General features: G+C 61.5%; 28 protein-coding genes. 10 read left to right on the top strand and 18 right to left on the bottom strand.

Going from position 1 to position 23,801, the window contains the following annotated elements:
* Positions 1-4 precede the first annotated feature (4 nt).
* Positions 5-418, top strand: a complete 414-nt coding sequence (locus VFB05_RS06005; RefSeq protein WP_325009863.1) for a DUF5413 family protein — start codon at positions 5-7, stop codon at positions 416-418.
* Between the two features lie 75 nt (positions 419-493).
* On the top strand, positions 494-1,033 hold the full coding sequence (locus VFB05_RS06010) for a DUF4112 domain-containing protein (RefSeq protein ID WP_325009865.1): 540 nt from the start codon (positions 494-496) through the stop codon (positions 1,031-1,033).
* Positions 1,034-1,074: 41 nt separating this feature from the next.
* Here the strand turns inward: VFB05_RS06010 and VFB05_RS06015 are convergent, their stop codons facing one another.
* The 11 genes from VFB05_RS06015 to napE all read right to left on the bottom strand — a co-directional run bounded on the left by VFB05_RS06015 (position 1,075) and on the right by napE (position 9,584).
* Positions 1,075-1,368 (bottom strand): hypothetical protein, encoded by a 294-nt coding sequence (locus VFB05_RS06015; RefSeq protein WP_325009867.1) that lies wholly within the window; start codon positions 1,366-1,368, stop codon positions 1,075-1,077.
* A 224-nt stretch (positions 1,369-1,592) separates the two neighbouring features.
* Positions 1,593-1,757, bottom strand: a complete 165-nt coding sequence (locus VFB05_RS06020) for a DUF3309 family protein (RefSeq protein ID WP_325009870.1) — start codon at positions 1,755-1,757, stop codon at positions 1,593-1,595.
* 148 nt (positions 1,758-1,905) lie between these two features.
* Positions 1,906-2,280, bottom strand: a complete 375-nt coding sequence (locus tag VFB05_RS06025) for a hypothetical protein (protein WP_325009872.1) — start codon at positions 2,278-2,280, stop codon at positions 1,906-1,908.
* A gap of 115 nt (positions 2,281-2,395) precedes the next feature.
* The gene (msrB, locus tag VFB05_RS06030; RefSeq protein ID WP_325009874.1) at positions 2,396-2,806 is read right to left on the bottom strand and encodes a peptide-methionine (R)-S-oxide reductase MsrB; all 411 of its coding nucleotides are present in this window, start codon (positions 2,804-2,806) and stop codon (positions 2,396-2,398) included.
* Positions 2,807-2,832: 26 nt separating this feature from the next.
* Positions 2,833-3,552: a peptide-methionine (S)-S-oxide reductase MsrA gene (gene msrA / locus VFB05_RS06035; protein WP_325009876.1), complete on the bottom strand. Its 720-nt coding sequence runs from the start codon at positions 3,550-3,552 to the stop codon at positions 2,833-2,835.
* A 153-nt stretch (positions 3,553-3,705) separates the two neighbouring features.
* Complete coding sequence (locus VFB05_RS06040; RefSeq protein WP_325009878.1) at positions 3,706-4,821, bottom strand: ATP-dependent RecD-like DNA helicase; 1,116 nt, start codon at positions 4,819-4,821, stop codon at positions 3,706-3,708.
* 591 nt (positions 4,822-5,412) lie between these two features.
* Complete coding sequence (locus tag VFB05_RS06045; protein WP_325009880.1) at positions 5,413-6,051, bottom strand: NapC/NirT family cytochrome c; 639 nt, start codon at positions 6,049-6,051, stop codon at positions 5,413-5,415.
* The gene (locus VFB05_RS06050) at positions 6,048-6,515 is read right to left on the bottom strand and encodes a nitrate reductase cytochrome c-type subunit (RefSeq protein WP_325009882.1); all 468 of its coding nucleotides are present in this window, start codon (positions 6,513-6,515) and stop codon (positions 6,048-6,050) included. The genes VFB05_RS06045 and VFB05_RS06050 overlap by 4 nt, the downstream gene beginning before the upstream one ends.
* A 7-nt stretch (positions 6,516-6,522) precedes the next feature.
* Positions 6,523-9,027: a nitrate reductase catalytic subunit NapA gene (gene napA, locus VFB05_RS06055; RefSeq protein ID WP_325009884.1), complete on the bottom strand. Its 2,505-nt coding sequence runs from the start codon at positions 9,025-9,027 to the stop codon at positions 6,523-6,525.
* Positions 9,028-9,062: 35 nt separating this feature from the next.
* Complete coding sequence (locus VFB05_RS06060) at positions 9,063-9,377, bottom strand: chaperone NapD (RefSeq protein WP_325009886.1); 315 nt, start codon at positions 9,375-9,377, stop codon at positions 9,063-9,065.
* A 24-nt stretch (positions 9,378-9,401) separates the two neighbouring features.
* The gene (gene napE, locus VFB05_RS06065) at positions 9,402-9,584 is read right to left on the bottom strand and encodes a periplasmic nitrate reductase, NapE protein (RefSeq protein WP_325009888.1); all 183 of its coding nucleotides are present in this window, start codon (positions 9,582-9,584) and stop codon (positions 9,402-9,404) included.
* A gap of 1,031 nt (positions 9,585-10,615) precedes the next feature.
* Between napE and VFB05_RS06070 the strand changes: the two genes are divergently transcribed.
* From VFB05_RS06070 to VFB05_RS06105, 8 genes are all read left to right on the top strand, one after another.
* Positions 10,616-11,830, top strand: a complete 1,215-nt coding sequence (locus VFB05_RS06070; protein ID WP_325009890.1) for an LLM class flavin-dependent oxidoreductase — start codon at positions 10,616-10,618, stop codon at positions 11,828-11,830.
* Between the two features lie 223 nt (positions 11,831-12,053).
* Positions 12,054-13,526 carry a putative sulfate exporter family transporter gene (locus VFB05_RS06075; protein WP_325009892.1) on the top strand — a complete coding sequence of 491 codons (1,473 nt, stop codon included), beginning with the start codon at positions 12,054-12,056 and terminating at the stop codon, positions 13,524-13,526.
* A gap of 16 nt (positions 13,527-13,542) precedes the next feature.
* Complete coding sequence (locus VFB05_RS06080; RefSeq protein WP_325009894.1) at positions 13,543-13,698, top strand: hypothetical protein; 156 nt, start codon at positions 13,543-13,545, stop codon at positions 13,696-13,698.
* Positions 13,699-13,807: 109 nt separating this feature from the next.
* Entirely contained in the window at positions 13,808-14,905 is a 1,098-nt protein-coding gene (locus VFB05_RS06085; RefSeq protein WP_325009897.1) for a methionine ABC transporter ATP-binding protein, read from the top strand.
* Positions 14,895-15,560: a methionine ABC transporter permease gene (locus tag VFB05_RS06090; RefSeq protein ID WP_325009899.1), complete on the top strand. Its 666-nt coding sequence runs from the start codon at positions 14,895-14,897 to the stop codon at positions 15,558-15,560. Before VFB05_RS06085 ends, VFB05_RS06090 begins: the two co-directional genes overlap by 11 nt.
* Positions 15,561-15,590: 30 nt before the next feature.
* Positions 15,591-16,373 carry a MetQ/NlpA family ABC transporter substrate-binding protein gene (locus VFB05_RS06095; RefSeq protein WP_325009901.1) on the top strand — a complete coding sequence of 261 codons (783 nt, stop codon included), beginning with the start codon at positions 15,591-15,593 and terminating at the stop codon, positions 16,371-16,373.
* 34 nt (positions 16,374-16,407) lie between these two features.
* Positions 16,408-16,563 (top strand): hypothetical protein, encoded by a 156-nt coding sequence (locus VFB05_RS06100; protein ID WP_325009903.1) that lies wholly within the window; start codon positions 16,408-16,410, stop codon positions 16,561-16,563.
* 160 nt (positions 16,564-16,723) lie between these two features.
* The gene (locus tag VFB05_RS06105) at positions 16,724-17,254 is read left to right on the top strand and encodes a hypothetical protein (RefSeq protein ID WP_325009905.1); all 531 of its coding nucleotides are present in this window, start codon (positions 16,724-16,726) and stop codon (positions 17,252-17,254) included.
* Between the two features lie 56 nt (positions 17,255-17,310).
* Here VFB05_RS06105 and VFB05_RS06110 read toward each other — a convergent pair whose 3' ends face one another.
* The 7 genes from VFB05_RS06110 to VFB05_RS06140 form a co-directional block, all read right to left on the bottom strand.
* Positions 17,311-18,693, bottom strand: a complete 1,383-nt coding sequence (locus VFB05_RS06110) for a sigma-54 dependent transcriptional regulator (protein ID WP_325009908.1) — start codon at positions 18,691-18,693, stop codon at positions 17,311-17,313.
* 57 nt (positions 18,694-18,750) lie between these two features.
* Complete coding sequence (fliN, locus tag VFB05_RS06115; protein WP_325009910.1) at positions 18,751-19,101, bottom strand: flagellar motor switch protein FliN; 351 nt, start codon at positions 19,099-19,101, stop codon at positions 18,751-18,753.
* Positions 19,102-19,113: 12 nt separating this feature from the next.
* Positions 19,114-19,737, bottom strand: a complete 624-nt coding sequence (locus tag VFB05_RS06120) for a FliH/SctL family protein (protein WP_325009912.1) — start codon at positions 19,735-19,737, stop codon at positions 19,114-19,116.
* On the bottom strand, positions 19,737-20,822 hold the full coding sequence (gene fliG, locus VFB05_RS06125) for a flagellar motor switch protein FliG (protein WP_325009914.1): 1,086 nt from the start codon (positions 20,820-20,822) through the stop codon (positions 19,737-19,739). Before fliG ends, VFB05_RS06120 begins: the two co-directional genes overlap by 1 nt.
* 6 nt (positions 20,823-20,828) lie before the next feature.
* Positions 20,829-22,466, bottom strand: a complete 1,638-nt coding sequence (gene fliF, locus VFB05_RS06130) for a flagellar basal-body MS-ring/collar protein FliF (RefSeq protein ID WP_325009917.1) — start codon at positions 22,464-22,466, stop codon at positions 20,829-20,831.
* Positions 22,467-22,646: 180 nt separating this feature from the next.
* A complete protein-coding gene (locus tag VFB05_RS06135) occupies positions 22,647-22,922 on the bottom strand; it encodes a DUF1153 domain-containing protein (RefSeq protein WP_002714638.1) in 276 nt (91 codons plus the stop codon).
* Between the two features lie 183 nt (positions 22,923-23,105).
* Complete coding sequence (locus VFB05_RS06140; protein ID WP_325010029.1) at positions 23,106-23,783, bottom strand: flagellar hook assembly protein FlgD; 678 nt, start codon at positions 23,781-23,783, stop codon at positions 23,106-23,108.
* Positions 23,784-23,801 lie beyond the last annotated feature (18 nt).

Raw genomic sequence — 23,801 nt, forward strand, 5'->3', positions numbered from 1 at the left:
GGCGATGAAGCGTTACGTCATCTTTGCCGCGCTGGTGCCGCTGATGGGCGGCTTTCTGCTGCTCCTGACAACCACCGTGATGTCTGGGTACTGGAGCCATCCGCCGAGCCTGTCGGAGGCCGGCAAGCTCCTCACCGTGTTCGCAAGGACGTTGCAGTATGCCTACCTGTTCGGTCTGTTGCCGGCGCTGATGCTGGGTGCGGTGGACGATATCGTTTTTCACGTCAAACGAATTGGACCGCTGGTGCGCCTCGTCATCGTCGGCGTGATTGCTTTTGTTGCGGCGGAACTGCTCTATGGATCGCGCGGGCCGGACTCCGGCACGCTGCAATTCGTTCTCTACGGTCTGGTCGGATTTGTGCCCGGTTCGGTATCTTCCGCTGTCGTGCATTTCGCTGAACGGCAGGTCCCGGTCTAAGCGCGCCGCATTGCATCGCCGTAAGGTGGACAAGACGGACCTTGCGCCGATGGGAGGCGCACCCATCTGACCAGCATGACGAACGAAGACATCATCTCTCCTGGCAATGCGCGCTTTGGGGCTTCCTCGCGCGGACGCTTCCGCGATCGCCGGCCACACGGCCCGGTGATCGACCAGGAAGGCCGCGAGATTCCGGAAAGCTCACTGCGCGACGGCATCCGTCGCTTTCAGTTCGATTTCGCCCATTCCAGCGCCAATCCCTTCGGCGAGCTCACGCGTGAGCAGCGGCTGGCGCGGTTCGAGACGCTGGCGAAACTGCTCGATATCGCGTTCCTGCTGCCAGGCACCAAGATCCGCTACGGCGTCGACGGCGTCATCCGATTGATCCCGGTGGTCGGCGACATCCTTGCCACCGCCTTTTCACTCTGGCTGGTGCGCGAAGCGCGTGCGCTGGGCGCGCCGTGGCACGTCACCGCGCGGATGCTCGGCAACGTTGCTGTCGACGGCGTGGTCGGTCTGGTGCCTTTGGCGGGCGATGCGTTTGACGTGCTGTTTCGCGCCAATATGCGCAATGTGCGCCTGCTCAGGCGCTGGCTCGACAAGCAGCCGCGTTGATTTCGCGGCTGCGATGTCGGCTCAGTCTCGATATGTGTGGATCAGGCGGCCTTGTCGTCTGCCTTGGCGGCCGTATCCGCCGGCTGGGCCGCACGCGGACGCCGCGGCAGCGGAAAATCCTTGCTCTCATAGAGCGAGCGAATGCCCATCTGGTCGAAGCGTGCCTCGTCGACCTGAAGGTAGGCGCCGTTCAGCGAATCCGCCGGCAATTCCTCGATCGCAAAACGAACCGCTTCGGCCGCGGTGCCAAATCGCCGATAGGCGAAACCAGCTCGCTTCTTCTTGCGGATGGCGGCAGGAAAAAGTTCGGCAGCGGTGTTGAAGCTGAAAGCCATGATCGAGGACCTCTATTCTTCTTGGTGAGAACGCGATCGGTATCGCGAACAGATTGCACGGGCGCAAAAAACAGGCGGCGCCGGTACACGTCATTTCCATTTTGGACTGTCCTTAATATAGGCCTCTCCGCAGGAATTGCGAATCCTCTCGGGCCTGATGATGAATCCGTCATCCAGGCCCCTAGTCCACTAAAAAGATGTTTAATTACAGTTACTTACGGGAATTAGAGTTTGCCGAGTAGCAATAGCACCAGCAATACAACCAGAACCACGCCGCCAAGACCCATTCCGGAGTGCCCATAGCCGTAGCCGTAGCCGCCGACCCGGCCGCTCCAGCCGCCAAGCAGGTAAATGATCACGAGAATGATGAGGATCGTTCCAAGCGACATGGCGCTCCTCCCCGTTCAACCGACCGGCGCGTGAATGCTACCAGACCGGGTGAAGAAGAACAGCGTATCGACCCTTCCGGTTCCGTCAACGGAACCGGAATTGCGCATCCGGTTCGCGACCGGCGACGAGGGTAGGTATTTTCTGGCGTTATTTCTTGGACTCGTCGATCGGCATCACCTTCAGCGGCGACGCGTAGGGTTCGACCCGCAGCGAGTCCGAGGCGATCAGGCCGATCTTGCGCAGCGGCGCCTGCTCGAGGTCGCCGGTGGCCGATTTGTGCGACGCATATTGCCACACGCTCATCGAACCCTTCGCGACCAGCATCCTGGCGATGCCGCCGGCGTCCTTGCCGTCGATCTGCGCCAGCTCGTCGTCCGGGATTCCGATAACGATTTCGTCCTTGACGGTGATGATCTTGAACAGGGAAACCTTGTCGGCGGCCAGAGCGGGCTGAATCATCAGGCTCCCCACGGTGAATGCGGCTGCGCCGACACCGAGCAGCAGACGTTTGGAAATTTGCATATGAATTTTTCCTCAAAGCTTTGCGCAAGAGAGCGGACGAGAGGCTGGATGAGAAAAACCCCACGCGATTTTGGTCGCGCGGGGTGCGAAAGGCGTTCGAGGCAACTTAGAAAAATTATTTCGGCTCAAGCTTTAGCGCGGCTGAATTGATGCAGTAGCGCAATCCGGTCGGCGCCGGTCCGTCCTCGAACACATGGCCGAGATGGCCGTTGCAGCGCGAGCAAAGCACTTCGGTTCGGATCATCCCGTGGCTGATATCGCGCTCTTCGTCGATATGGCTCCCGGTCGCCGGCTGGGTGAAGCTCGGCCAACCGCAGCCGGAATCGAACTTGGCGTCGGACTCAAACAGCGTCTGTCCGCAGCCGGCACAGACGTAGGTGCCGGCACGCTTCTCATGCTCGTATTCGCCGGAGAAAGGCCGTTCGGTCGCCTTCTCGCGCAGCACCGCATATTGCATCGGCGTCAATTCCTTGCGCCATTCGGCCTCGCTCTTTTCGACTTTCGGCGTCGTCTTGGCGTCGGACATGAAACCTCCTTTGCAGCGAGAGCCCTTTAGTTGGTGGCCTTGTTTTCGCTCACCAAAGTGGGCTTCTCGGTATAATTGTCGGCGAAAATCTTCTTCAGGTTTTCGACCTTCGGGATGTCGTTATAGGCAATATAGGGCTGGGTCGGGTGAAGCGTCAGGTAGTCCTGATGGTAGGCTTCCGCGGCAAAGAACGCCTGCAGCGGGCCGACCTTGGTCACGATCGGCTTCTTGTAGACGCCGGCGGCGTTGAGCTGGGCGATATAGGCGTCCGCGACCTTCTTCTGCTCGTCTGAGGTCGTGAAGATCGCAGAGCGGTACTGTGTGCCCGTGTCTGGTCCTTGGCGGTTCAGCTGCGTCGGGTCGTGCGCCACTGAAAAGAAGATCTGCAAGATCTTGCCGTAGCTGATCTTCTTCGGATCGTATTTGATCTGGACGGATTCAGCGTGTCCGGTCGTGCCGGTCGACACCATGTGGTAGTCGGCGGTCATCTGGCTGCCGCCGGAATAGCCGGACACGGCGTTGACGACGCCTTTGGTGTGCTGAAACACGCCTTGCACGCCCCAGAAGCAGCCGCCGGCCAGAACCGCGGTCTGGATACCGCTTGCGGCCTGATCGTCGACCGCCGGCGGCGGGATCACCACGGCGTCTTCCGCGGCAAGCGAAGGTGCGACGTTGACGGCGGAAATTGCCAGCAAGCCGACGGCGGCGGCAACAAGCGAAAAGCGGCTGAGGGGACGGCGGGTCATGGGAGCTGGCTCCTGATTTGCTGTCGGAAGGATAACTTAAGATGACGCTGGCCGTTCGCAAAACGGACCTCGCGCCTGCTTCTCCCAAGATACGGGACAAAAGCCGTTTTGTTACGACCGGTTACGCACGAGTCCGTGACTTTTCGTGGCGTCTCAAACCACGATGGAAAGCCGCTTGGCCGCCCGCGTCACGCCGGTATAGAGCCAGCGCGCGCGGCTGTCCTGAAAGGCAAAGCTCTCGTCGAACAAAACCACATCATCCCATTGCGACCCTTGCGACTTGTGCACGGTGAGCACATAGCCATAGTCGAATTCGTCGTAGGGCTTGCGCTGCTCCCAGGGGATCTGCTCGATGCCGCCCTCGAAGCAGTCGCAGCGAACGGAGACTTTCGTCACCTTGTGGCTGAACTCTTCGTCGGGTGCGATCCGCAACGAGACGATGCGCGACTTCGACCGCGAGGCGGTGCGCGACTTCACGCGCCACAGGCCGCCATTGAACAACCCTTTCTTGCGGTTGTTGCGAAGGCACACGAGCTTGTCGCCGGCAACCGGCAGCGGCTCCTCGATATTCTGTTTTTGCCGCATCCGCATATTGTAGGCACGGCGGGTGTTGTTCCGTCCGACCAGCACCTGATCGGCCTGCATCACCCGTTCCGGATCGAGGTCCGCGCGGGAGACGATTTCGCTCTCGCCATAGCGGCCGAGTTCGAGTTCCCGGCCCTCGCGGATATCCATCGACATCCGCACGATCGGATCGTCCTGCGCCTGACGGTGCACCTCGGTCAGCATCGCGTCGGGCGCGCTGTCGGTAAAGAAGCCGCCGCCCTGGATCGGCGGAAGCTGCGCGGGGTCGCCGAGCACGAGCAGCGGGCAATCGAACGACATCAGATCGCGGCCCATTTCGGCGTCCACCATCGAGCACTCGTCGATGATGATCAGCTTTGCTTTCGAGGCCGGCGCGTCGTCCCACAATTCAAAGCTTGGCTGCTCGACGCCGGATTCGCGGGCGCGGTAGATCAGGGAATGGATGGTGGAGGCGTTGTCGCAGCCCTTGTTGCGCATCACCAGCGCGGCCTTGCCGGTGAAGGCGGCGAATTTCACCTCACCATCGACACCCTCGGCCACATGACGGGCCAGCGTCGTCTTGCCCGTACCGGCAAAGCCGAACAGGCGGAACACCGGCGGCGTGCCGTTGCGGCCCGGTTTTGCTTTGAGCCATTTCGCCACGGCATTGAGCGCGGCGTCCTGGTGCGGGGAGAAGTTGGTCATTGGGGCTCGGGCGGGGAGGGGCGTCGCTTATGCGGCGACTCACGACAAACCGAAGCTAACGTCGAATTTTGCTCGCACAAGCCAACAGTTACGAGAAAGGGAACTTGATGCTTGGAAGGACGCATAGCAACTTTTAGTATATGCCAAGCACTTCCAAACGTAGCGATGAGCCGTCTGAAATGGCTACGACTTATATATTGTTCGGCTTTTTGCTGGTGGGCTGTGGTGGCCTCGCACGTCTTAATGGCTACCTGTCGCGTGATCGTCCCGAGGATCAGTCTCGGATCAAGCTCTTTGTTGAGGCACGCGGTTTGCGTGTCATCTCTATAAAGCGCGCCAGCTCGTTGCGTTCGTTTTGTTATATGCTTCGCTGGTACCTGAGCAATGTTGCTCGGGTCTACGCGGCGAGGGTCGAAGATGCCGAAGGTGTCCGGGCGGACATTTACGTGGCCTTTGACTCCTGGATGTTGTCGGTGCCAGCGCGCTCAAAGATTCTGAGTCCTCGAGCCTTACGTCACGCTCCACCGGGACGGTCGGTCAGCTTGAATCAAATGCTACCGGCGCGACGGCTAACTCGATAGGTCGGGCTGATCACTGCCAGCCGGGAACGCCGCGCATATCGGGCAGGCGGTGGGCGATTCCCTTGTGACAGTCGATGCAGGTCTTTTCGCCGCTGAACAGGAAGCGCTCATGCGCCACGGACGCCCGCGGCGACTGCTTGGTAATGTCCATCGATTCGGAGCTGTGGCAGTTGCGGCATTCGAGCGAATCGTTGGCCTTGAAGCGCGCCCACTCGTGCTCAGCCAATTCGAGCCGGCTGTCGATGAATTTGTCGCGGGTATTGATGCTGCCGAACAGATGGCCCCAGACCTCTTTCGAGGCCTGCATCTTGCGCGCGATCTTGTCCGTCCAGTTGTGCGGGACGTGACAATCCGGGCAGCTGGCGCGCACGCCGGAACGGTTGGAGAAATGGATCGTCGACTTCAGTTCCGCGAAAACATTGTCGCGCATCTCATGACAGCCGGTGCAGAATTTCTCGGTGTTGGTCAGTTCAAGTGCGGTGTTAAATCCGCCCCAGAAGATGACGCCGGCCACGAAGCCGGCAAGCACCAGCACGCCGAGGCCGAACACCGAGCTCGGCCGACGCAGCACGTCCCAAAGCTCGACGATGAAGGCCCAAATTCGTGCCCAGGGCGTCGGGCGAACCTTTGTCGGCTTGTCCGCGCTCATCGGCGCCCACCGGGATTGGCGCGGCTCAGCATGGTATCGATATCGACAAAATCGTTCGGGACCGGCGGGGTCACCACATTCTGCGGCACGTGGCATTCCGTGCAGAAAAAGCGGCGCGGCGAGACTGACGCCAGGAACTGGCCGTCGCGGTCCATGAAATGGGTGATGCTCACCATCGGCGCCTGCGACTCCGCGGTGCGGGCGCGCGCATGGCATGACAGGCACTTGTTGCTGTTGAGATCGATCTGATAGCCGTCGATGGTGTGGGGAATGACGGGCGGCTGCTCCGGGTAGTTGCGCACCTCCTTTTCGGCGGTATTGCGGACCGGCGGCATCGGCGCGGCCGGGCCTTCTTCGTTGAGCGGGGTGCTCCCACGCAAGGCCGAGGAGACCTGTGCGGAGAGGGGGCCGGAGGCGGCTGCTATCGCGATCGCCAGCGCGGATACGATGAGTTTTCTCGCCATGGCTCTCTCACACCTTTTCGATGCGCACGGCGCATTTCTTGTAATCGGTCTGCAACGAGATCGGATCGGTGGCATCCAGCGTCACCTTGTTGATGAGCTGCGCCTCGTCGAACCAGGGCACAAATACAAGTCCGCGCGGCGGCCGGTCGCGTCCGCGCGTCTCGACGCGGGTGCGGATGTAGCCGCGGCGGGACTCCACCTTGACCTCATCGCCGCGCCGCAATTTCAACTCGGCCGCATCGTCCGGATGCATGAAGCACACGGCTTCCGGGAAGGCCTTGTAGAGCTCGGGCACCCGCCGCGTCATGGTGCCCGAGTGCCAGTGCTCCAGCACACGGCCGGTCGAGAGCCAGAATGGATATTCGGCGTCGGGCGATTCCGCCGGAGGCTCGTAAGGCAGTGCGAAGATGCGGGCCTTGCCGTCCGGAAACCCATAGAACTCGAATTCCTTGCCGCTCTTCACGTAGGGGTCCGATCCCTCGCGGAAGCGCCACCTGGTTTCCTGTCCGTTGACGACAGGCCAGCGCAAGCCGCGCTCGCGGTGATAGGTCTCGAACGGCGCGAGGTCGTGGCCGTGGCCGCGTCCGAACGAGGCGTATTCTTCGAACAAGCCTTTCTGCACGTAGAAGCCGAAGGCCTTCGATTCCTGGTTCTCGTAGCCGGCTTCGATGTCGGACAGCGGGAATTTGTCGACCTGTCCATTCTTGAAGAGAATATCGAAAAGGGTCTTGCCGCGATATTCGCTCTTCTTCGCAATGAGTTCTTCAGGCCAGACATCCTCGATCTTGAAGCGCTTCGAGAACTCCATCAGTTGCCACACATCCGACCGCGCTTCGCCGGGCGCCGACACCAGTTGATGCCAGAACTGCGTGCGCCGTTCGGCATTGCCATAGGCGCCTTCTTTTTCGACCCACATCGCCGTCGGCAGAATGAGATCGGCGGCAAGTGCGGTGACGGACGGATAGGCGTCCGAGACGACGATGAAATTTTCGGGGTTGCGATAACCGAGCCAGGTCTCCTGGTTCGAATTGGCGCCGGCCTGCAGGTTATTGTTCACCTGCACCCAATAGGCGTTGAGCAGGCCGTCTTTCAGCATGCGGTTTTGCAGCACCGCGTGATAGCCCGGCTTGTCCGGAATCGTGCCTTCGGGCAGCTTCCAGATCTGCTCGGCCTTGTCGCGGTGTGCCTTGTTGGTCACTACCATGTCGGCGGGCAGGCGGTGCGAGAAGGTGCCGACCTCGCGCGCCGTGCCACACGCAGATGGCTGGCCGGTGAGTGAGAACGGGCTATTGCCCGGTTCCGAAATTTTTCCGGTCAGAAGGTGAATGTTGTAGACGAGGTTGTTGCACCAGACGCCGCGGGTGTGCTGGTTGAAGCCCATCGTCCAGAAGCTTGTCACCTTGATTTTCGGATCGGCGTAGAGCTCGGCGAGCGCCTCGAGCCGGTTGATCGGCACGCCGGACATCTCGGCGGCCTTTTCCAGCGAATAGTCGGACACGAACTTCGCATATTCCTCGAAGCTGATGTCGGTGGCATCGCCGGCCTTAGCGGCGCCGGTCGCTTTCTGTTGCAGCGGGTGTTCGGGACGAAGGCCGTAGCCGATGTCGGTCTGGCCTTTCTTGAACACGGTATGGGCGATAACAAAATCCTTGTTGACGCGGCCGGTCTTGATGATGTGGTTCGCAATCGCATTGAGGATGTAGAGATCGGTCTGTGGCTTGAACACCATTCCGATGTCGGCAAGATCGAAGGAGCGGTGCTCAAAGGTCGAAAGCACGGCCACGCGAACGTGTGGCGCACTCAAACGGCGGTCGGAAAGGCGCGTCCACAGAATGGGATGCATCTCGGCCATGTTCGAGCCCCACAGCACGAAGGCGTCGGCCGACTCGATATCGTCATAGCAGCCCATCGGCTCATCGATACCGAAGGTGCGCATGAAGCCCACCGCGGCGGATGCCATGCAGTGACGCGCATTCGGATCGATGTTGTTGGAGCGGAAGCCGGCCTTGAACAATTTGGAGGCGGCATACCCTTCCCAGATCGTCCACTGGCCGGATCCGAACATGCCGACACCGCTTCCGCCACGCTTCTTTAGCGCGGCCTTGTATTTCTCGGCCATGACGTCGAAGGCTTCATCCCAGGAAACCGGCGTGAACTCGCCGTTCTTGTCGTATTTGCCGTTCGTTTTGCGCAGCATCGGCTGGGTCAGCCGATCGTGGCCATACATGATTTTGGAGAGGAAATAGCCTTTCACGCAGTTGAGGCCGCGATTGACCTCGGACTTGATATCGCCGTGGGTTGCAACGACGCGGTTGTCCTTGGTCGCAACCATCACGCTGCAACCGGTGCCGCAGAACCGGCATGCCGCCTTGTCCCACTTCAATTCGTTGGCGTCGCGCTCGGTCACGAGATTGGCGGCGCGTGCCGTCGTGTTCATGCCGCCCGCAAGCGCGGCCATCGCGGCGGCTTCCAGCTTCAGAACCTGACGGCGATCGAGCTTCGGTGCGGTCATTTGATTGATGCTCCCGTCGGATTTTTGAGGTCGCCTTAGCCGGCGTCGATGGCGTGAAAGACGAGCGAAGCCGAATAGACGTCTGGCAGAGCTGCAATGCTGTTGAGGATGGTGCCAAGCGCGCCGGCGCTGACTGCCTCGGCAACGACGACGAGTTTTCCCTTGGGGTCGCGGCCGTGGACCTCGCAACCATTGATGGCAACGACCGCACTTTCGACGTCGGCAAGGCCCTCGGGGCGCGCCTGCACCAGGATGCTGGCGATTTCGGCGCTTGGCGGCACGACGACGCGGTCAGGCAGCCGGCCGGTGATCAGGGAGCGGCGATCGATGGCGGAGTTCGGCTTGGCCATTGTTTCATTCCTCTTGAGATTCACTTAGTGCGACGGCGGCCCGGGAGGACCGGCTGCCATCTGGTAAATCCAAACGGTGAGCCCGTAAGTGCCGACGGTCGCAACCGCCAGCGCCGGCATCAGGATCGCGGTAAGAAAGAGGAACGCGAAGATTTCCATGCGCTTACGGCGCGGTCGTTCATGCGTGTCGTCGCTCGCGGCGGACATGCTGTCTCTCGGCTTTCAAATTCGGGGATTTCGACGGCGTCAGGGCCGTTACCTGCCAAGAGAATAGGCAGGGTGCCTTTGGCGGCTTTGATCTAGGTCAAAGCGTGCCAAGCGCCGGAGTTGCTTTCGCCCAAACAATGGTGAGGTCCGTTCCCCGGACGCAGCGTAGCGCCGAAAGCGCGTTTTGCGCGCGTCTGAAACGCCATAGCGATGCGCTGCTGATCCGAGGTCCATTGTTCCCTTGGGTCTCGGCTCTGCGCAGCAGCGTACCGAACGATGCTTCGCATTGCCGTTAGCACGCTGCATCGCGTCCGGGACACAAGAGACTTGACATCATTTCACCCGCACCAGCTGATTTGCCCGTCGCGTTAATCTGTCGCAGGCGCTTTCGGTTGTGACGTCGGGCAAATCAAGGGCACTTCTTCGCGCGTCCTGTGCCCGTTAAGAGGGGCGCTTCGCGATCGTCACGAACGTTGGGTGCGGGATGCGATGGACGCTTTCGCATCGACTGACGAGCGATGTCGAAGCGGACGGCGAAGTCGTGTCGGCCTGATATCCCGACGCTGATATCAACCTGGTGACGATGCTAACGCATCGTGACCAGCGACGGAGACAACAAAGCCCGGTCTCCGGGGCGAGCACGAAGGAAACCGTAACACCGTCGCGCAGGGAAGGCTGGGGATGCCCGGTGAACCTGTGGTGACTAACTTGCGTGTTTTCGTTTTTTGCACGCAAGGCTGCGGGTGCGCTGGCGTACCCGGCTTTCCCTGCGCCCTCTGTTTTTTGGAGGGCGGAATTTCTCAAAACTCGGGCGCAAGGCGCGGCGGGGAGGATGGAGTGCGTCTACACCAAGTCGTTCCGCGCACGCGCCGACCCGATCAGAGCGGTGCGCGATCAACGGGGGGCAAAGCTAACCATTCGCGGTTGGCGCAAGCCAGCTCCGCCTCACGGAATAGGCTCCCGGCTGGACTCAAGTTTCACCGGCACTACACTGACTCAAAAGACAAAACCGGCCGCGGGGAGAGACCTTCATGAAGTTCGGCATCTTCTATGAGCTGCAACTGCCCCGGCCGTGGCAGGCGGGCGATGAACTCCGCCTTTACCAGGATGCGCTGACGCAACTCGAGACCGCCGACCGGCTCGGCTACGACTACGCCTGGGTGGTCGAGCATCATTTCCTCGAAGAATATTCGCACTCACCGTCGCCGGAATCCTTTCTCGCAGCTGCGAGCCAGCGCACCAAAGACATCCGGCTCGGCCATGGCATTTTCCAGCTGACCACCAACCATCCCGCGCGCGTTGCCGAACGTATCGCCGTGCTGGACCTCTTGAGTCGCGGCCGCTGCGAATTCGGTATGGGCGAAAGCGCCTCGATCACCGAGCTCGAGCCATTTTTCCGCGACATGGAAACCAAGAAGGAGGTGTTCGAGGAGGCTGTCGCGGCAATCTTGCCGATGTTTCGTGAGGGCGGCAGCGAACATCACGGCAAGTATTTTGATATTCCGTTGCGCAATGTCGTGCCGAAGCCGGTGCAGAAACCGCATCCGCCGCTCTGGATGGCCTGCTCGCAGCTGCCGACCATCGAGCGCGCGGGACAAAATGGTTTTGGCGCGCTCGGCTTTCAGTTCGTCAGCGCCGACGCCGCGCATGCCTGGGTGCACGCCTATTACAACGCGATCACCAAACGCTTGAAGAAGCTCGCCGACTACGAGATCAATCCGAACATGGCGCTGGTGTCGTTCTTCATGTGCGCAAAGACAGATGAGGAGGCGCGTCTACGGGCCGACGGCGCCACGTTTTTCCAGTTCGCGCTGCGCTTTTATGGTGCGTCGCAAGGCCGCCAGCGTCCGGCGCCCGGCACCGTCAACATGTGGGACGAATACAACAGATGGAAGCGCGAGAATCCACAAGCGCAGGAGGCGGCCTTGCGCAGCGGCCTGATCGGTTCGCCTGAGACGTTAAGCAAGAAGCTGCGCCGCTTTCGTACCTCGCACATCGATCAGGTCATTCTGCTCAACCAGGCTGGCAAGAACAGCCACGAGCATATTTGCGAGTCGCTTGAACTGTTCGCAAAGGAAGTGATGCCCGAGTTTGAAAATGATGGCGAACATGACGCCTGGAAGGCCGGAGTCATGAGCGGCGCGATCCGGCTCGAGGAGATCGATACCACCGCTTTCACCGACCGCTACGGCAAACTCGAAGCCAATGTCGGCCTGCCGAAAAGCACCCCGGCAATCGCACGATAAAGGGACGCTTTGCGGCTGATCGGCGTCACAGGGCCGGGGAAAAATGATCTCCGTTGGCTCGCTTCTCTGGAAGAAACGTGCCGTTGCGCCGTAATTCGGCAGGCCCGGCATCGCTTTTTTTCTCAAGTTCTCGACACGCTTGGGCCACACCCTCATCCTGAAGCGTGACACAAAAGGAGGCCATCGCCTCCGCAGCATCATTTGTACTCGTTGGGGACATGGAATGTCGGACATCGCGATCAAGGCTTCCGAGCCGTTGACGCTGCGAGCGCAGCTGACCGAAGACTGGCTGGCCGTTGTCATCGGCCTTCTGGTGTTTGGCGCGGCGCTGGTCAGTCTCGGCGGGACCGACATTTTGGGCTGGGCGGTCAACACATCGGTCTATACGGATATCACCTCGGCGCTCAGCCCGATTGCGAAGTCCTACGCCTGGCTTGGCGGCGGCGCCGCATTGGTCGCGACCTATCTCTCGTTGCTCGTTGTGCTGACCGCGGGCGTCGCAACGCTTGGCGCAGACGTCCGGAAATTTGCACTCGCCTTCACCGTTGTCTTTGCGATCGCCTATGCCAGCTGGATCATCGGCAGCTATGCCCATGTCGCTGCAGTGACGCCGGCCGAACAGCAGAAATTCGGTATTTCCTGGTCGCTCAAGCTGACCAACGAAGGCGGCTACATCGTCGCGCTTCTGGCCGGGCTCGTCATCGCCAATTTCTTCCCGCGGTTTGCCGAATGGCTGAAAGAAGCAATCCGGCCCGAGCTCTATATCAAGATCGCGATCGTCATTCTCGGCGCAACGGTGGCCGTCACCGCTGCCGGCCGGCTGAACCTCGCGTCTTCGCTCTTGTTGCGCGGAGCTGCCGCTATCGTCGAGGCCTATCTGATCTATTGGGCGGTGATCTATTACGTCGCGCGCAAATGGTTCGGCTTTAGTCGCGAATGGTCGGTGCCGCTTGCCTCAGGCATTTCGATTTGCGGCGTTGCGGCATCGATCGCAACCGGCGGCGCGATCCGCGCGCGGCCGGCCGTGCCGATCCTGGTGTCTTCGCTGGTGGTCGTGTTTGCCGTGGTCGAAGTCCTGATCCTGCCGTTCCTGGCACAGCACTTCCTGTGGCAGGAGCCCTTGGTGGCCGGCGCCTGGATGGGGCTGGCGATCAAGACGGATGGCGCGGCGGTCGCAGGCGGCGGCATCACCGAGTCGCTGATCATGGCGAAGTCAGCCGCCGAAGGCATCAAGTATCAGCCGGGCTGGATTCTCGCGACCACGACCACGGTAAAGATCTTCATCGATATCTTCATCGGCGTCTGGGCCTTTATCCTCGGCTATATCTGGACCAACCACATCGACAAGGGGCCGGACAAGGCCAAGCCGCGCGAGATCTGGCAGCGGTTCCCGAAGTTCATTCTCGGTTTCATCCTCGTCTTCGCGGTTTCGCTCTGGCTCGCGCTGGGCGCGACGCCGGCCATCGCCAAGGCGCTGCCCGCAGCCGCCGGCGAAGCCAACGTGTTCCGCGTCATCTTCTTCGTGCTCACCTTCTTCTCGATCGGCGTGCTGTCGGACTTCCGCAAGCTCTGGCAGCAGGGTTTTGGCAAGCTCGCCGCGGTCTATTTCGTCAGCCTGTTCGGCTTCGTGATCTGGGTGGGCTTGTTGATTTCCTGGCTGTTCTTCAGCGGTTTCAAGCCGCCGCTCGCCAGTTAAACTGGAAGGTTATCCGATGCCGACATCCAATCTCAAAGACGAGATCAACGCCAAGGACGTCGAGCCGTTGCTGCCGATCGAAAAGAAGCTGATCGGCTCAAGCCTCGGTCTCGGCATTGTTCTTTTGATCGTCCTGATCGCGATCAATCACTTCATTCCGATCAAGCTCTAGACCGGGCTCGCGCTTGCATGCCCGCCCGGCATCCAGCGGGGTAGCCCTGAGGAGGGCGCTTTGTTATCGCCTAACGGGTAAAATTGATCCTTTATCAGCGTAGAACCTTATGAACGCTCCATTTCCCGTTCCCGGAGCGCCGCCGAGCGACGTGCAAACCCGTCCCATCATCGCCTTTGCCGATGTCAGCAAGGTCTATCCGTCACGCGACCGCGCGGCGGAGGTGATCGCGCTTTCCGACGTCACTCTCGACGTGCCCGAAGGCGCCATTGTCGGCGTGATCGGCAAGAGCGGCGCCGGCAAATCGACCCTCATCCGCATGGTCAATGGGCTCGAATGTCCGAGCCGCGGCCGCGTGATCGTCGATGGCACCGACATCACGGCGCTCGACGAGCGCGGCCTGCGCCAGGCCCGGCGTTCGATCGGCATGATCTTTCAGCACTTTAATCTGCTGTCTTCCCGCACCGCTTTCGAAAACATCGCGCTACCGCTGGAAATCGCCGGTCTCGACAAGGCTGCGATCGCCGCGCGTGTCGAGCCCTTACTGGCGATGGTCGGGCTGTCCGACAAGCGCGACCGCTATCCGGCGGAACTGTCCGGCGGGCAAAAGCAGCGCGTCGGCATTGCGCGGGCGCTGGCGACAAGGCCAAAGGTGTTGCTGTCGGACGAGGCGACGTCCGCACTCGATCCGGAGACGACTGATCAGATCCTGGCGCTGCTCAAGACCATCAACGCCGAACTCAAGCTGACCATCCTGTTCATCACCCATGAGATGATGGTCGTGAAAAAGCTCGCCGACCGCGTCGCCGTGCTCGAGGGCGGCCGAATCGTCGAGCAAGGCACGACTTACGAAATCTTCGCCCATCCGCGGCACGAGACGACACAGCGCTTTATCGGCGCCATCACCGGCAGCGAGGCGCCGGAGTGGCTGGTTGCGAAATTGAGGCGGGAACGCCAACCGGGCGACAGCGCGGTGCTCCGCGTCGGCTTTGTTGGCGGCGAAGCCGATCAGCCGGTGTTGTCGCGGCTGTCGCGCAATCTCGGCCTCGACGTTAATATCCTGCACGGGCAGGTCGAGACGATCGCCGGCCGTCCGTTCGGATCGTTGTTCATTTCTGTGGCGGCCGACCCGGACGAGCTGCGGCGGATCATGGAGCATTTGCGGGCAGGGCAGAATACGGTGGAGCATCTCGGCTATGTCGCCTGAAATGGTCCAGCTCATCGCCGCCTCGACGCTCGACACGCTCATCATGGTCGGGCTCTCCGGGCTGTTGGGCACGCTGCTCGGGCTTCCGCTCGGCATCTTTCTTGCGACGAGCCGGGCGGGCGAGCTGTTTGCCGCCCCGGTTGCCAACCGCATTCTCGGCCTCATCGTCAATGCGACGCGTTCGACGCCCTTTATTATTCTCGTCGTCGCCATTGTGCCGCTGACCCGGCTGATCGTCGGAACCTCGATCGGCACCCGCGCGGCGGTGGTGCCGCTGACCATCGCGGCGATTCCGTTCATCGCTCGCGTCGTCGAAGCCGCGATCCGCGAGGTCGACCAGGGTCTGGTGGAGGCCGCGCGCGCCTTCGGCGCGAGCCCGTTGCAGATCGTGCGCAAGGTGCTCCTCCCGGAGGCCTTGCCGGCTTTGACGCTAGCACTCACATTGACGTTGGTCAGCCTGCTCGGCTATTCGGCGATGGTGGGCGCGGTTGGCGGCGGCGGACTTGGCGATCTCGGTATCCGTTATGGCTACCAGCGCTTCATGCCCGAGGTGATGGCCGCTGTCGTGATTGTGCTGATCGTGCTGGTGCAGGGCGTGCAGACCCTGGGCGAGGTGATCGCGCGGCGTCTCGACAAGCGCAGCCGGAAATCATGAGCTGAATTTTTCAATAAGGATCGAATGATCATGTCCCTTCGTTTTCTCCTGGCCTCGGCTGTCGCAGCCCTTGTCGTCGCTGGTCCGGCGCGCTCTGAGACCATCAAGATCGGCGTCACGCCGGGCCCCCATGCCCAGATCCTCGAAGCGGTCAAACCCATCGCGGCCAAGAACGGCCTCGACATCCAGATCGTCGAATTCACCGACTATGTGGTTCCGAACGCCGCGCTCGATGCCGGCGACTTGCAGGCAAACTCGTTCCAGAACCAGCCTTATCTCGACAATCAGAAGGCCGACCGCGGCTACAAGATCGAGACGGCGGCGCTCACAGTGAATTTCCCGCTTGGAATCTATTCGAAGAAATACAAGAGCTGGGATGCGGTGCCGCAGGGCGCGACCTTGTCGATCCCGAACGATCCCACCAATGGCGGCCGTGTGCTGCTGCTGTTGCAGGACAAGGGCGTGCTGAAGCTGAAAGCCAATGTCGGATATAAGCCTACAGTCGCCGACATCACCGACAACCCGAAGAAATTCAAGATCGTGGAAGTCGATGCCGCGCAAACCGCGCGTACGCTTGACGACGTCGACGTCGCCGGCATCAATACCAACTACGCGACGCAGGCCGGCCTTGACCCGGTCAAGGATGCGATCTTGCGCGAGGATCCGAAAGGCCCCTACACCAACTTGATTGCGGTACGCAGCGCCGACAAGGACAAGCCATGGGTCAAGACTTTGGTGGACAGCTATCATACGCCGGAAGTCCGCGAGTTCGTGCTGACCAAGTTCAAGGGCGCGGTGCTGCCGTCGTGGTAGGCTTGCGTCGATGCGCCGTGAGCCGCGCTGACCGATGAAACGGGCCGCGACCTGGTTGTTCTACGCGATCGGGGCGCTCGCGGTCGCCTATCTCGCGCTTTACGCCTATGTTGCCTTCACCGGGCGCACGTTTGAGCCCGGCGATCCCATCCATATCTTCCGCAAGCCGGATGCTCCGAATTATTCGTGAGGCGTCTGCGAGATCGAGAGGATTTTTGAACCGGTTGCGCGGACCACGCGACATACCAGGTCGTCAGGAAGAGGCGCAATTTCGGATGGGGCAGGGACATTTAAAGGCTGCTGGGGCCAAGTCCCGTCGCAACCCTGCGGTGCGACTCCTGGTGGCGGCCGTGGCCGCTCTCGTTGGCGGCATAGTCCTGGCCGCTGGAGTCTATGCGGCGGGCCGGACGCCTGACCTGCACGATGTTGCCTCCGCGGCGCGGATGCCGATCCCCGGTACGGCAGATGTCGATCTGGATCGCAGGGAATATGGCCTCTATTTCGGCTTGCTGAACGCACCCACGGGCAAGGCCGTTCACGTCCCAAGGCTCCGCATCACCATCGTGCCGCCGGATGACGTCGCGGATCCCGCGTTCTTCAAGGTCCCGCATGACGTTGACGTTGATGTCGATGGCTTTCACACCGTGCAGATCGCCCGCATCTCCGTGCATCTGCCGGGCAAGTATCATCTGCACGTGGAAAGTCCGGACGAGGTTGGCGGCTCTTTCTCCGTTGGCGAGATGCCGCGCGTGCTGGATCCGGATCGCGCGTTTGCACGCGCGATCCCGTTTGGCTTTGCCGCGCTTGGCCTGTCGGCCTTGCTCGCCGCCGCGGCGATCTTCGTTCACTGGCGCGATAATCCCGCCGATCGCGGCTTCTGACCGCACGAACAAAATGGCCGGGCAAGGCCGGCCATTTGCATCAGACGCTCTAACGGCTATCCCACCGCCGGCATTCGCGGATATTCGCCGGTCGTGTTGGGCGGCGTGATCGGAATGCCGCCGTCGGCATATTCATTCAGCTTGTTGCGCAGCGTGCGGATCGAGATGCCGAGAATGTTGGCCGCGTGCGTGCGGTTGCCAAGACAATGTTTCAGCGTCTCCAGGATAAGGTCGCGCTCGACATCGGCGACAGTGCGACCGACGAGGGCGCGAGTGACCTGTTCGGCGGCGAAGGTCGCATGTGCCACGGCGGGAACGGTCTTCGGACCATCGAGACGGTCGCCGTCAGGCGTGATGATCGCCTCGACGCCGATCTCATCGCCCTGAGCCATCAGCACCGACCGGTGAATGGTGTTTTCCAGTTCGCGGACGTTGCCTTGCCAGCGGTTGGTGGTGAGCACGCGGCGCGCCTCGGCGGAGAGGGGACGCAGCGGGACGCCGTTGGCGTCGGAGTATTTCTTGGCGAAATGCTGCGCCAGTTCGAGGATGTCGGCCGGCCGCTCGCGAAGCGGCGGAATCTTCAGGTTGACGACGTTGAGGCGGAACAGCAGGTCCTCGCGGAAGGTGCCTTCGCGCACGGCGTCGGCGAGGTTGCGGTTGGAGGTCGCGATGATGCGGATATCGACCGGAACCGGCCGCGTGCCGCCGACGCGATCGATCACCCGTTCCTGGATCGCTCGGAGCAGCTTGGATTGCAGCCGCACATCCATTTCCGAAATTTCGTCGAGCAAGAGCGTGCCGCCGGTCGCTTCCTCGAACTTTCCAATCCGCCGCGCGATCGCACCGGTGAAGGCGCCCTTTTCATGTCCGAACAGTTCGGACTCGAGCAGGTGCTCGGGGATGGCCGCGCAATTGATCGAGATGAACGGCCTTTTGGCGCGGTTGGAGCGGGTATGGACATAGCGCGCCAGCACCTCCTTGCCGGTGCCGGACTCGCCCGTGATCATGACGGAAGCGTCGGAGCCGGCAATTTGCTGGGCGAGCTTGATGACCTTGGCCATCGCATCGTCGCGGTAGACCAGGTCGCGGGAGTCGTTGGCGACCGCGGCAAGCACGGCTGCGATCAGCTCCGGATCCGGCGGCAGCGGGATATATTCCTTGGCGCCGGCATGGATCGAGGCGACCGCGGCGCGGGCGTCGTTGGAAATGCCGCAGGCGACAATCGGCACATGAATGTGTTCGGCTTCAAGCCGCATCACCAGGTCGCGAATGTCGAGGGATACGTCGACCAGCAACAGGTCGGCGCCCTTGCCGCCGCGCAGCACCCGCATCGCCTGTTCGTTGTCTTCCGCGTGAGTGACGGAAGCGCCGTTGTCCATCGCGATCTTGGTCGCCGTTGTGAGCTGCCCCTTCAAGGTACCAACAATAAGAAGCCGCATGGTCATCTCCTGTTCGACTATTCGCGCCGTTCAGGCGCGCCGTTTGAGTAAGAATCTTTAGTTGCGTTCCGCCTTGATGATTTCCGTCATCGTGACGCCGAGTTTGTCTTCGACCAGAACCACCTCGCCACGCGCGACCAGGCGGTTGTTGACGTAAATGTCGATCGCTTCGCCGACGCGGCGATCGAGTTCGAGGACAGTGCCGGGACCGAGCTTGAGCAGATCGCCGACTTCCATCTTGGAACGGCCGAGCACCGCCGAGACCTGGACCGGTACGTCAAACACCGCTTCGAGGTCGGCCGCGATCCGGGCGGCATTCTCGTCTTCGTTATAGGCAACGTCGGCCATCGCCGGCGTGTCGGCCGAGTTCAGATCCGGGAGGGGAACCTGTCCGTCGGTGTCACTCATGGTTCATTCCTCTCAAGGCTCGTCTGGCCTGGTTGTGGACGCGATATAGCGCCCGACAAGTTCGTTGATCTTGGCTTCGATGGCTCCGCGTTCCAGAACGACACCGCCATCCGCCCATTCGATCCGGCAATCGCCGGTCGCAACACTCGGCTCGGCCAGGATGATCAGCCGGCCGGAAAAGCCGCTCTGCTTCGCCAGCGCCTCGATGCGCGTGTGCGCGGCCTCGTAGAGGGCGTCATTGATTCTGACCACGATGTGAGGCGTCGAAACCAGCTGCGCAAAGCAGTCGGCAACCAGCGCCGTGACCTCGCCGAGCGGCTCGCGCGCGATCAACTCGCTCGCCAGCTTGCGCGCGACCGCGACAGCGACGTCGACGGCCTCGGTTTCCATGCGGCTCTCGATGTTCGAGAACCGCGCGGCCATGCTCTTGATAGAGACGCCGATCGTCTCCAGCGCCAACGCGACGCGGCGGTCGCTCTCCACCTTGGCCTCGCGCAGCGCGGTATCGTAACCGCTGCGATAGGCGTGGGCCTCGGCTTCGGCAATCTTCTGGGCGACTTCCGCGGGCGTCGCGGGGCGCTCGCGCACGGGGGCCGCGAAGTCGGTGTCGAACAGGAATTTTGCGGGTGAGGCCATCAGTACACCAGCTCGTCGTCGGCGCGGTTCTTGGTCAGCGTGATTTCGCCCTTGGCAGCGAGGTCCTTGGCGAGATTGACCAGCAGCGCCTGCGCCTCGTCGACGTCGCGCAGCCGCACCGGTCCCATTGCCGCCATGTCGTCGAGCAGCATCTTGCCGGCGCGCGAGGACATGTTGCCGAGGAAGAAGCCGCGGACCTCTTCGTTGGCGCTCTTGAGCGCGATCGCAAGCTTGTCCTTGTCGACATTGCGCATCAGGGTTTGCGCCGAGCCTGAGTCCAGCTTGATCAGGTCGTCGAAGGTGAACATCAGCGCCTTGATCCGCTCGGCGGATTCGCGGTTCTCTTCTTCCAGCGAGGTGATGAAGCGGGTTTCGGTCTGGCGGTCGAAATTGTTGAAGATTTCGGCCATCACCTCATGGGCGTCGCGCCGCCTGGTCTGCGACAGGTTCGACATGAATTCGACGCGCAGCGTCTGCTCGACACGCTCAATGACTTCCTTTTGCACCGCTTCCATTTTCAGCATGCGGTTGATGACGTCGAGCGCCATGTCTTCGGGCAGGATCGCGAGCACGCGCGCCGAATGCTCCGGCTTCAGCTTCGAGAGCACGACCGCAATCGTCTGCGGATATTCATTCTTGAGATAGTTCGCGAGCACCTCTTCCTGGACGTTGGAGAGCTTTTCCCACATGTTACGGCCTGCGGGCCCTCGAATTTCGTCCATGATGCCGACGACCCGCTCGGGCGGCAGGTATTGCTGCAACAGCCGCTCGGTGGCGTCGAAATTGCCCATCAGTGCGCCGGATGCCGACATCCGCGACACGAATTCGAGCAGCATGTCCTCGACGGTGTCGGCCTCGACCGTGCCGAGCGTCGACATGTGGACCGACAATTCGCGCACCTCGTCGTCGTCGAGCAGCGACCAGACCTTGCCGCCATATTGCTCGCCGAGCGCCAGCATCAGAATGGCCGCGCGCTTTGGCCCCGGAAGAACAGGGGCGTCCTTGGCCCTGTTGCTCGCACGCGCCGCGAGCGAGGAAATCACGCTCGTGATGTCATTGGTGTTGTTGGTTTGTTGCAGGGCCATTCCGGATCACGCGGCGGGTTCGGAGAGCCATTGGCGAATAATGGCTACAGTTTCGTTGGGATTGCGCTCGGCGAGTTCGCCGACGCGATGAACGGATTGGGCGTGGACCTGCCCCTGGACCTGGGCCACGTCGATCAGCGCGGCGGTGTTGTTGACGCCGGGAACGAGATTCGGACCGCCGCCGCCGGGCGCGGCAGCTTGCGCGCCGCTGCCGTCGACGATTGCGGGCAGTTTTCCCTCGTTGGCGACTGCCGCGATTTCCTCATCGGCAATGATACGTTTGACCAGCGGGCGGACCACCATGAACAGCACCACGATGCCGAGCATCATCATGACGCCGAGCTCGATGATGTACATCACGTCGTCCTTGGTGAATTGCAGCATCCCGAGCAACCCCGCCGGCGGCTCCAGCGGTGCCACGGCCGGCGCTTCGGCAAATCGCAAATTGACGACTTCCACCTGGTCGCCGCGCTTCTGGTCGAAGCCGATCGCCGAGCGCACCAGCGCGGCAATCCGGTCGAGCTGTTCCTTGCTGCGGTCCTGATAGACCAGCTCGCCCTTGTCGTTCTTGGTATAGGTGCCGTCCACCAGCACGGCGACCGAGATACGGTTGACCCGGCCCGCTTCGGTCACTTCGGTCTTGGTGGTGTGGGAAATCTCGTAATTGTTGGTTTCCTCGGTCTTCTTGCTCTGGTCGCGCGCAACCGGCGCATTGGCTGGATTGTTGGCGCCTGGAAGCTCGTTGCCGACCGAGACCTGGCCGTTGTTTTCGGCCGTGGCGCTGGATTCCTCGCGGGTTTGGCTGGAGCGCAGCACCCGGCCTTCAGGATCGAACTTGTCGGAGGTCTCGGTGATCTTGTTGTAGTCGAAGTCGGCCGAGAGCTGGACGCGGGCGCGGCCTGAGCCGACCACCGACGAGACGATCGCTTCGACCTCGTTGCGCATCCGCTTTTCGAAACCTGCCCGCCGCTCGTCGCCCGCGGTGTTGTCGTTGGGCCCGCCTGCGCCATCGGCGAGAAGCTGGCCGGCCTCGTCGATGATCGACACCCGCTGCGGCTTCAGGCCATTGACGGCGGAAGCGACCAGATGCCGGATCGCCCTGATCTGTTGCGGCTCCAGGCTGCCGCGCACCCGCACCACGATCGAGGCCGACGGTTCGGGGGTTTCGCGCGCAAACAGCGGCCGCTCGGGGAGGACCAGATGAACGCGCGCGGCCTGGACGCGGTCAATGGCGCGAATGGTGCGTGCGAGTTCACCCTCCAGCGCGCGCAAATGGTTGATGTTCTGGACGAAACTCGTGGTGCCGAGCGCATCCGACTTGTCGAAAATCTCGTAGCCGACGCCGCCGCCCTTGGGCAGGCCGCCCTCGGCGAGCTTCATGCGCAGCCGCGTGACCTTGTCCTTCGGCACCATGATGATGGCGCCGTCATTGCGGAGTTCGAAAGGAATGGCCTGGCGTTCCAGGTCTTTGATGACGGCGGAGGAATCCTCGAGGCTGAGGTCGGTGAAGAGGGTGGTCATCTGCGGCGTGGTGACGCGCATGATGACGAACGCGAAGAAGCCGATCAGTGCGGCTGTCACCGCCACCATCGCCATCAGCCGCGAAGCGCCCAAGCCTCTCAGAAAGCCTACGAGACTCTGCAAACCAACCGCCCCTCAAGATTCGGTCCCAAGTCGGGATCGGACCACTGGGCAATTATTGCCTACGGTATGGTTTCGATATGGTTAACGAAGGTTAAGAGCGGGGGCGAAAGTTCGAAATGGCAAAAATCGGCTTCGCAAGGCGACGCCGATTTTCTTCAAAATGGTCGCTTTGGGTGACGACTACTGGCGATACTGCTGGATTCGCGTGGTCCGAAGCCCCGCAAGGCCGTGCTGATCGATGGAGAACTGCCAGGAGAGGAATTCGTCCACGGTCAGCGTGTAGCGGCTGCAGGCTTCCTCGAGGGACAGGAGGCCACCGCGAACTGCGGCGACGACTTCGGCCTTGCGACGGATCACCCATCGCTTCGTTCCCGGCGCGGGCAGATCCGCGATTGTCAACGGACTGCCGTCGGGCCCGATGACGTATTTTACCCTCGGGCGATGGGGCTCTGTCATGGCGTACTCACAAACTCTCAACCACTGAACTCACGTGATCAAGCTACGCCCGGCGACTTAAAATTTGGCTAAGCCCAAGGCTCTAATGCGAATCTCCTTCAAAAAGGGCGGCGCCGGCGCGGTCCAAGCCACGCGCCGGCGCCTTTTTAACCGAATCTTAAATCCTGGACCGCTTCCGCGCGGCTAATCGATGATGCTTTCGACCTGGTTGACCGTGAAAGTCTGCCCGCCGATCGACAGCAGCGGCGGCGACTGGGTGAGATCGACCGACGAGACCACGCCCGCGACCGAGGTGGTGACGGCCACCGTCTTGCCGTTGGAGTCCTTGGTGGTCGCCGTAAGCGTGTAGTTGCCGGCGGGGAGCTGGCTGCCGTCGGTGCCGAGCCCGTTCCAGTTGAAGGTCTGGTTGTTGCCGGCATTGGCGGCAAAGGTGTTGGTGTAAACGGTCTGGCCCGAGCTGTTGGCGATCGAGATGTTGACATTGGAAGCGGTGGGAATGTTGAGCTCCCAGGTGGCCTGGTTGTTGCTCAGCGCCGCGGTATTGCCTTTGACAACCGCGGTCTTGCCGACGAATTGCAATGCCTGACTGGATTGGGCGGTCTGCTGCAGCGAGACCAGCGTTGACAGCGAATCGTTGGTGTTGATCTGCTGCTGGACGCCGGCGAATTCGACGAGCTGCTGGGTGAACTGGTTGGTGTCGAGCGGGCTCAGCGGATTCTGGTTCTGCAATTGCGTGGTCAGGAGTTGCAGGAAGCTCTGAAAGTTGCCCGCAATCTGCGTGTTCGCCAGCGCGTTGGCGGACTGGGCCGCGCTGGTGCCGGACGATGATGTCTGTGGCGTCGTTCCTGAAACAACGGTCATATCGTTCTCCTGTTACTC

Origin of the sequence: Bradyrhizobium sp., assembly GCF_035652035.1 — a bacterium.
Taxonomy (GTDB): Bacteria; Pseudomonadota; Alphaproteobacteria; order Rhizobiales; family Xanthobacteraceae; genus Bradyrhizobium.

Coding starts and splice junctions, on each gene's coding strand:
- VFB05_RS06120 (WP_325009912.1), bottom strand. CDS start 19,737: ATGGCCTCACCCGCAAAATTCCTGTTCGACACCGACTTCGCGGCCCCC.
- VFB05_RS06040 (WP_325009878.1), bottom strand. CDS start 4,821: ATGACCAACTTCTCCCCGCACCAGGACGCCGCGCTCAATGCCGTGGCG.
- VFB05_RS06095 (WP_325009901.1), top strand. CDS start 15,591: ATGTCCCTTCGTTTTCTCCTGGCCTCGGCTGTCGCAGCCCTTGTCGTC.
- napE (WP_325009888.1), bottom strand. CDS start 9,584: ATGTCCGCCGCGAGCGACGACACGCATGAACGACCGCGCCGTAAGCGC.
- fliG (WP_325009914.1), bottom strand. CDS start 20,822: ATGGCCCTGCAACAAACCAACAACACCAATGACATCACGAGCGTGATT.
- napA (WP_325009884.1), bottom strand. CDS start 9,027: ATGACCGCACCGAAGCTCGATCGCCGTCAGGTTCTGAAGCTGGAAGCC.
- msrB (WP_325009874.1), bottom strand. CDS start 2,806: ATGTCCGACGCCAAGACGACGCCGAAAGTCGAAAAGAGCGAGGCCGAA.
- VFB05_RS06005 (WP_325009863.1), top strand. CDS start 5: ATGAAGCGTTACGTCATCTTTGCCGCGCTGGTGCCGCTGATGGGCGGC.
- VFB05_RS06080 (WP_325009894.1), top strand. CDS start 13,543: ATGCCGACATCCAATCTCAAAGACGAGATCAACGCCAAGGACGTCGAG.
- VFB05_RS06075 (WP_325009892.1), top strand. CDS start 12,054: ATGTCGGACATCGCGATCAAGGCTTCCGAGCCGTTGACGCTGCGAGCG.
- VFB05_RS06070 (WP_325009890.1), top strand. CDS start 10,616: ATGAAGTTCGGCATCTTCTATGAGCTGCAACTGCCCCGGCCGTGGCAG.
- VFB05_RS06015 (WP_325009867.1), bottom strand. CDS start 1,368: ATGGCTTTCAGCTTCAACACCGCTGCCGAACTTTTTCCTGCCGCCATC.
- VFB05_RS06020 (WP_325009870.1), bottom strand. CDS start 1,757: ATGTCGCTTGGAACGATCCTCATCATTCTCGTGATCATTTACCTGCTT.
- VFB05_RS06045 (WP_325009880.1), bottom strand. CDS start 6,051: ATGAGCGCGGACAAGCCGACAAAGGTTCGCCCGACGCCCTGGGCACGA.
- VFB05_RS06090 (WP_325009899.1), top strand. CDS start 14,895: ATGTCGCCTGAAATGGTCCAGCTCATCGCCGCCTCGACGCTCGACACG.
- VFB05_RS06100 (WP_325009903.1), top strand. CDS start 16,408: ATGAAACGGGCCGCGACCTGGTTGTTCTACGCGATCGGGGCGCTCGCG.
- VFB05_RS06135 (WP_002714638.1), bottom strand. CDS start 22,922: ATGACAGAGCCCCATCGCCCGAGGGTAAAATACGTCATCGGGCCCGAC.
- VFB05_RS06010 (WP_325009865.1), top strand. CDS start 494: ATGACGAACGAAGACATCATCTCTCCTGGCAATGCGCGCTTTGGGGCT.
- fliN (WP_325009910.1), bottom strand. CDS start 19,101: ATGAGTGACACCGACGGACAGGTTCCCCTCCCGGATCTGAACTCGGCC.
- VFB05_RS06110 (WP_325009908.1), bottom strand. CDS start 18,693: ATGCGGCTTCTTATTGTTGGTACCTTGAAGGGGCAGCTCACAACGGCG.
- VFB05_RS06050 (WP_325009882.1), bottom strand. CDS start 6,515: ATGGCGAGAAAACTCATCGTATCCGCGCTGGCGATCGCGATAGCAGCC.
- msrA (WP_325009876.1), bottom strand. CDS start 3,552: ATGACCCGCCGTCCCCTCAGCCGCTTTTCGCTTGTTGCCGCCGCCGTC.
- VFB05_RS06025 (WP_325009872.1), bottom strand. CDS start 2,280: ATGCAAATTTCCAAACGTCTGCTGCTCGGTGTCGGCGCAGCCGCATTC.
- VFB05_RS06085 (WP_325009897.1), top strand. CDS start 13,808: ATGAACGCTCCATTTCCCGTTCCCGGAGCGCCGCCGAGCGACGTGCAA.
- VFB05_RS06060 (WP_325009886.1), bottom strand. CDS start 9,377: ATGGCCAAGCCGAACTCCGCCATCGATCGCCGCTCCCTGATCACCGGC.
- VFB05_RS06140 (WP_325010029.1), bottom strand. CDS start 23,783: ATGACCGTTGTTTCAGGAACGACGCCACAGACATCATCGTCCGGCACC.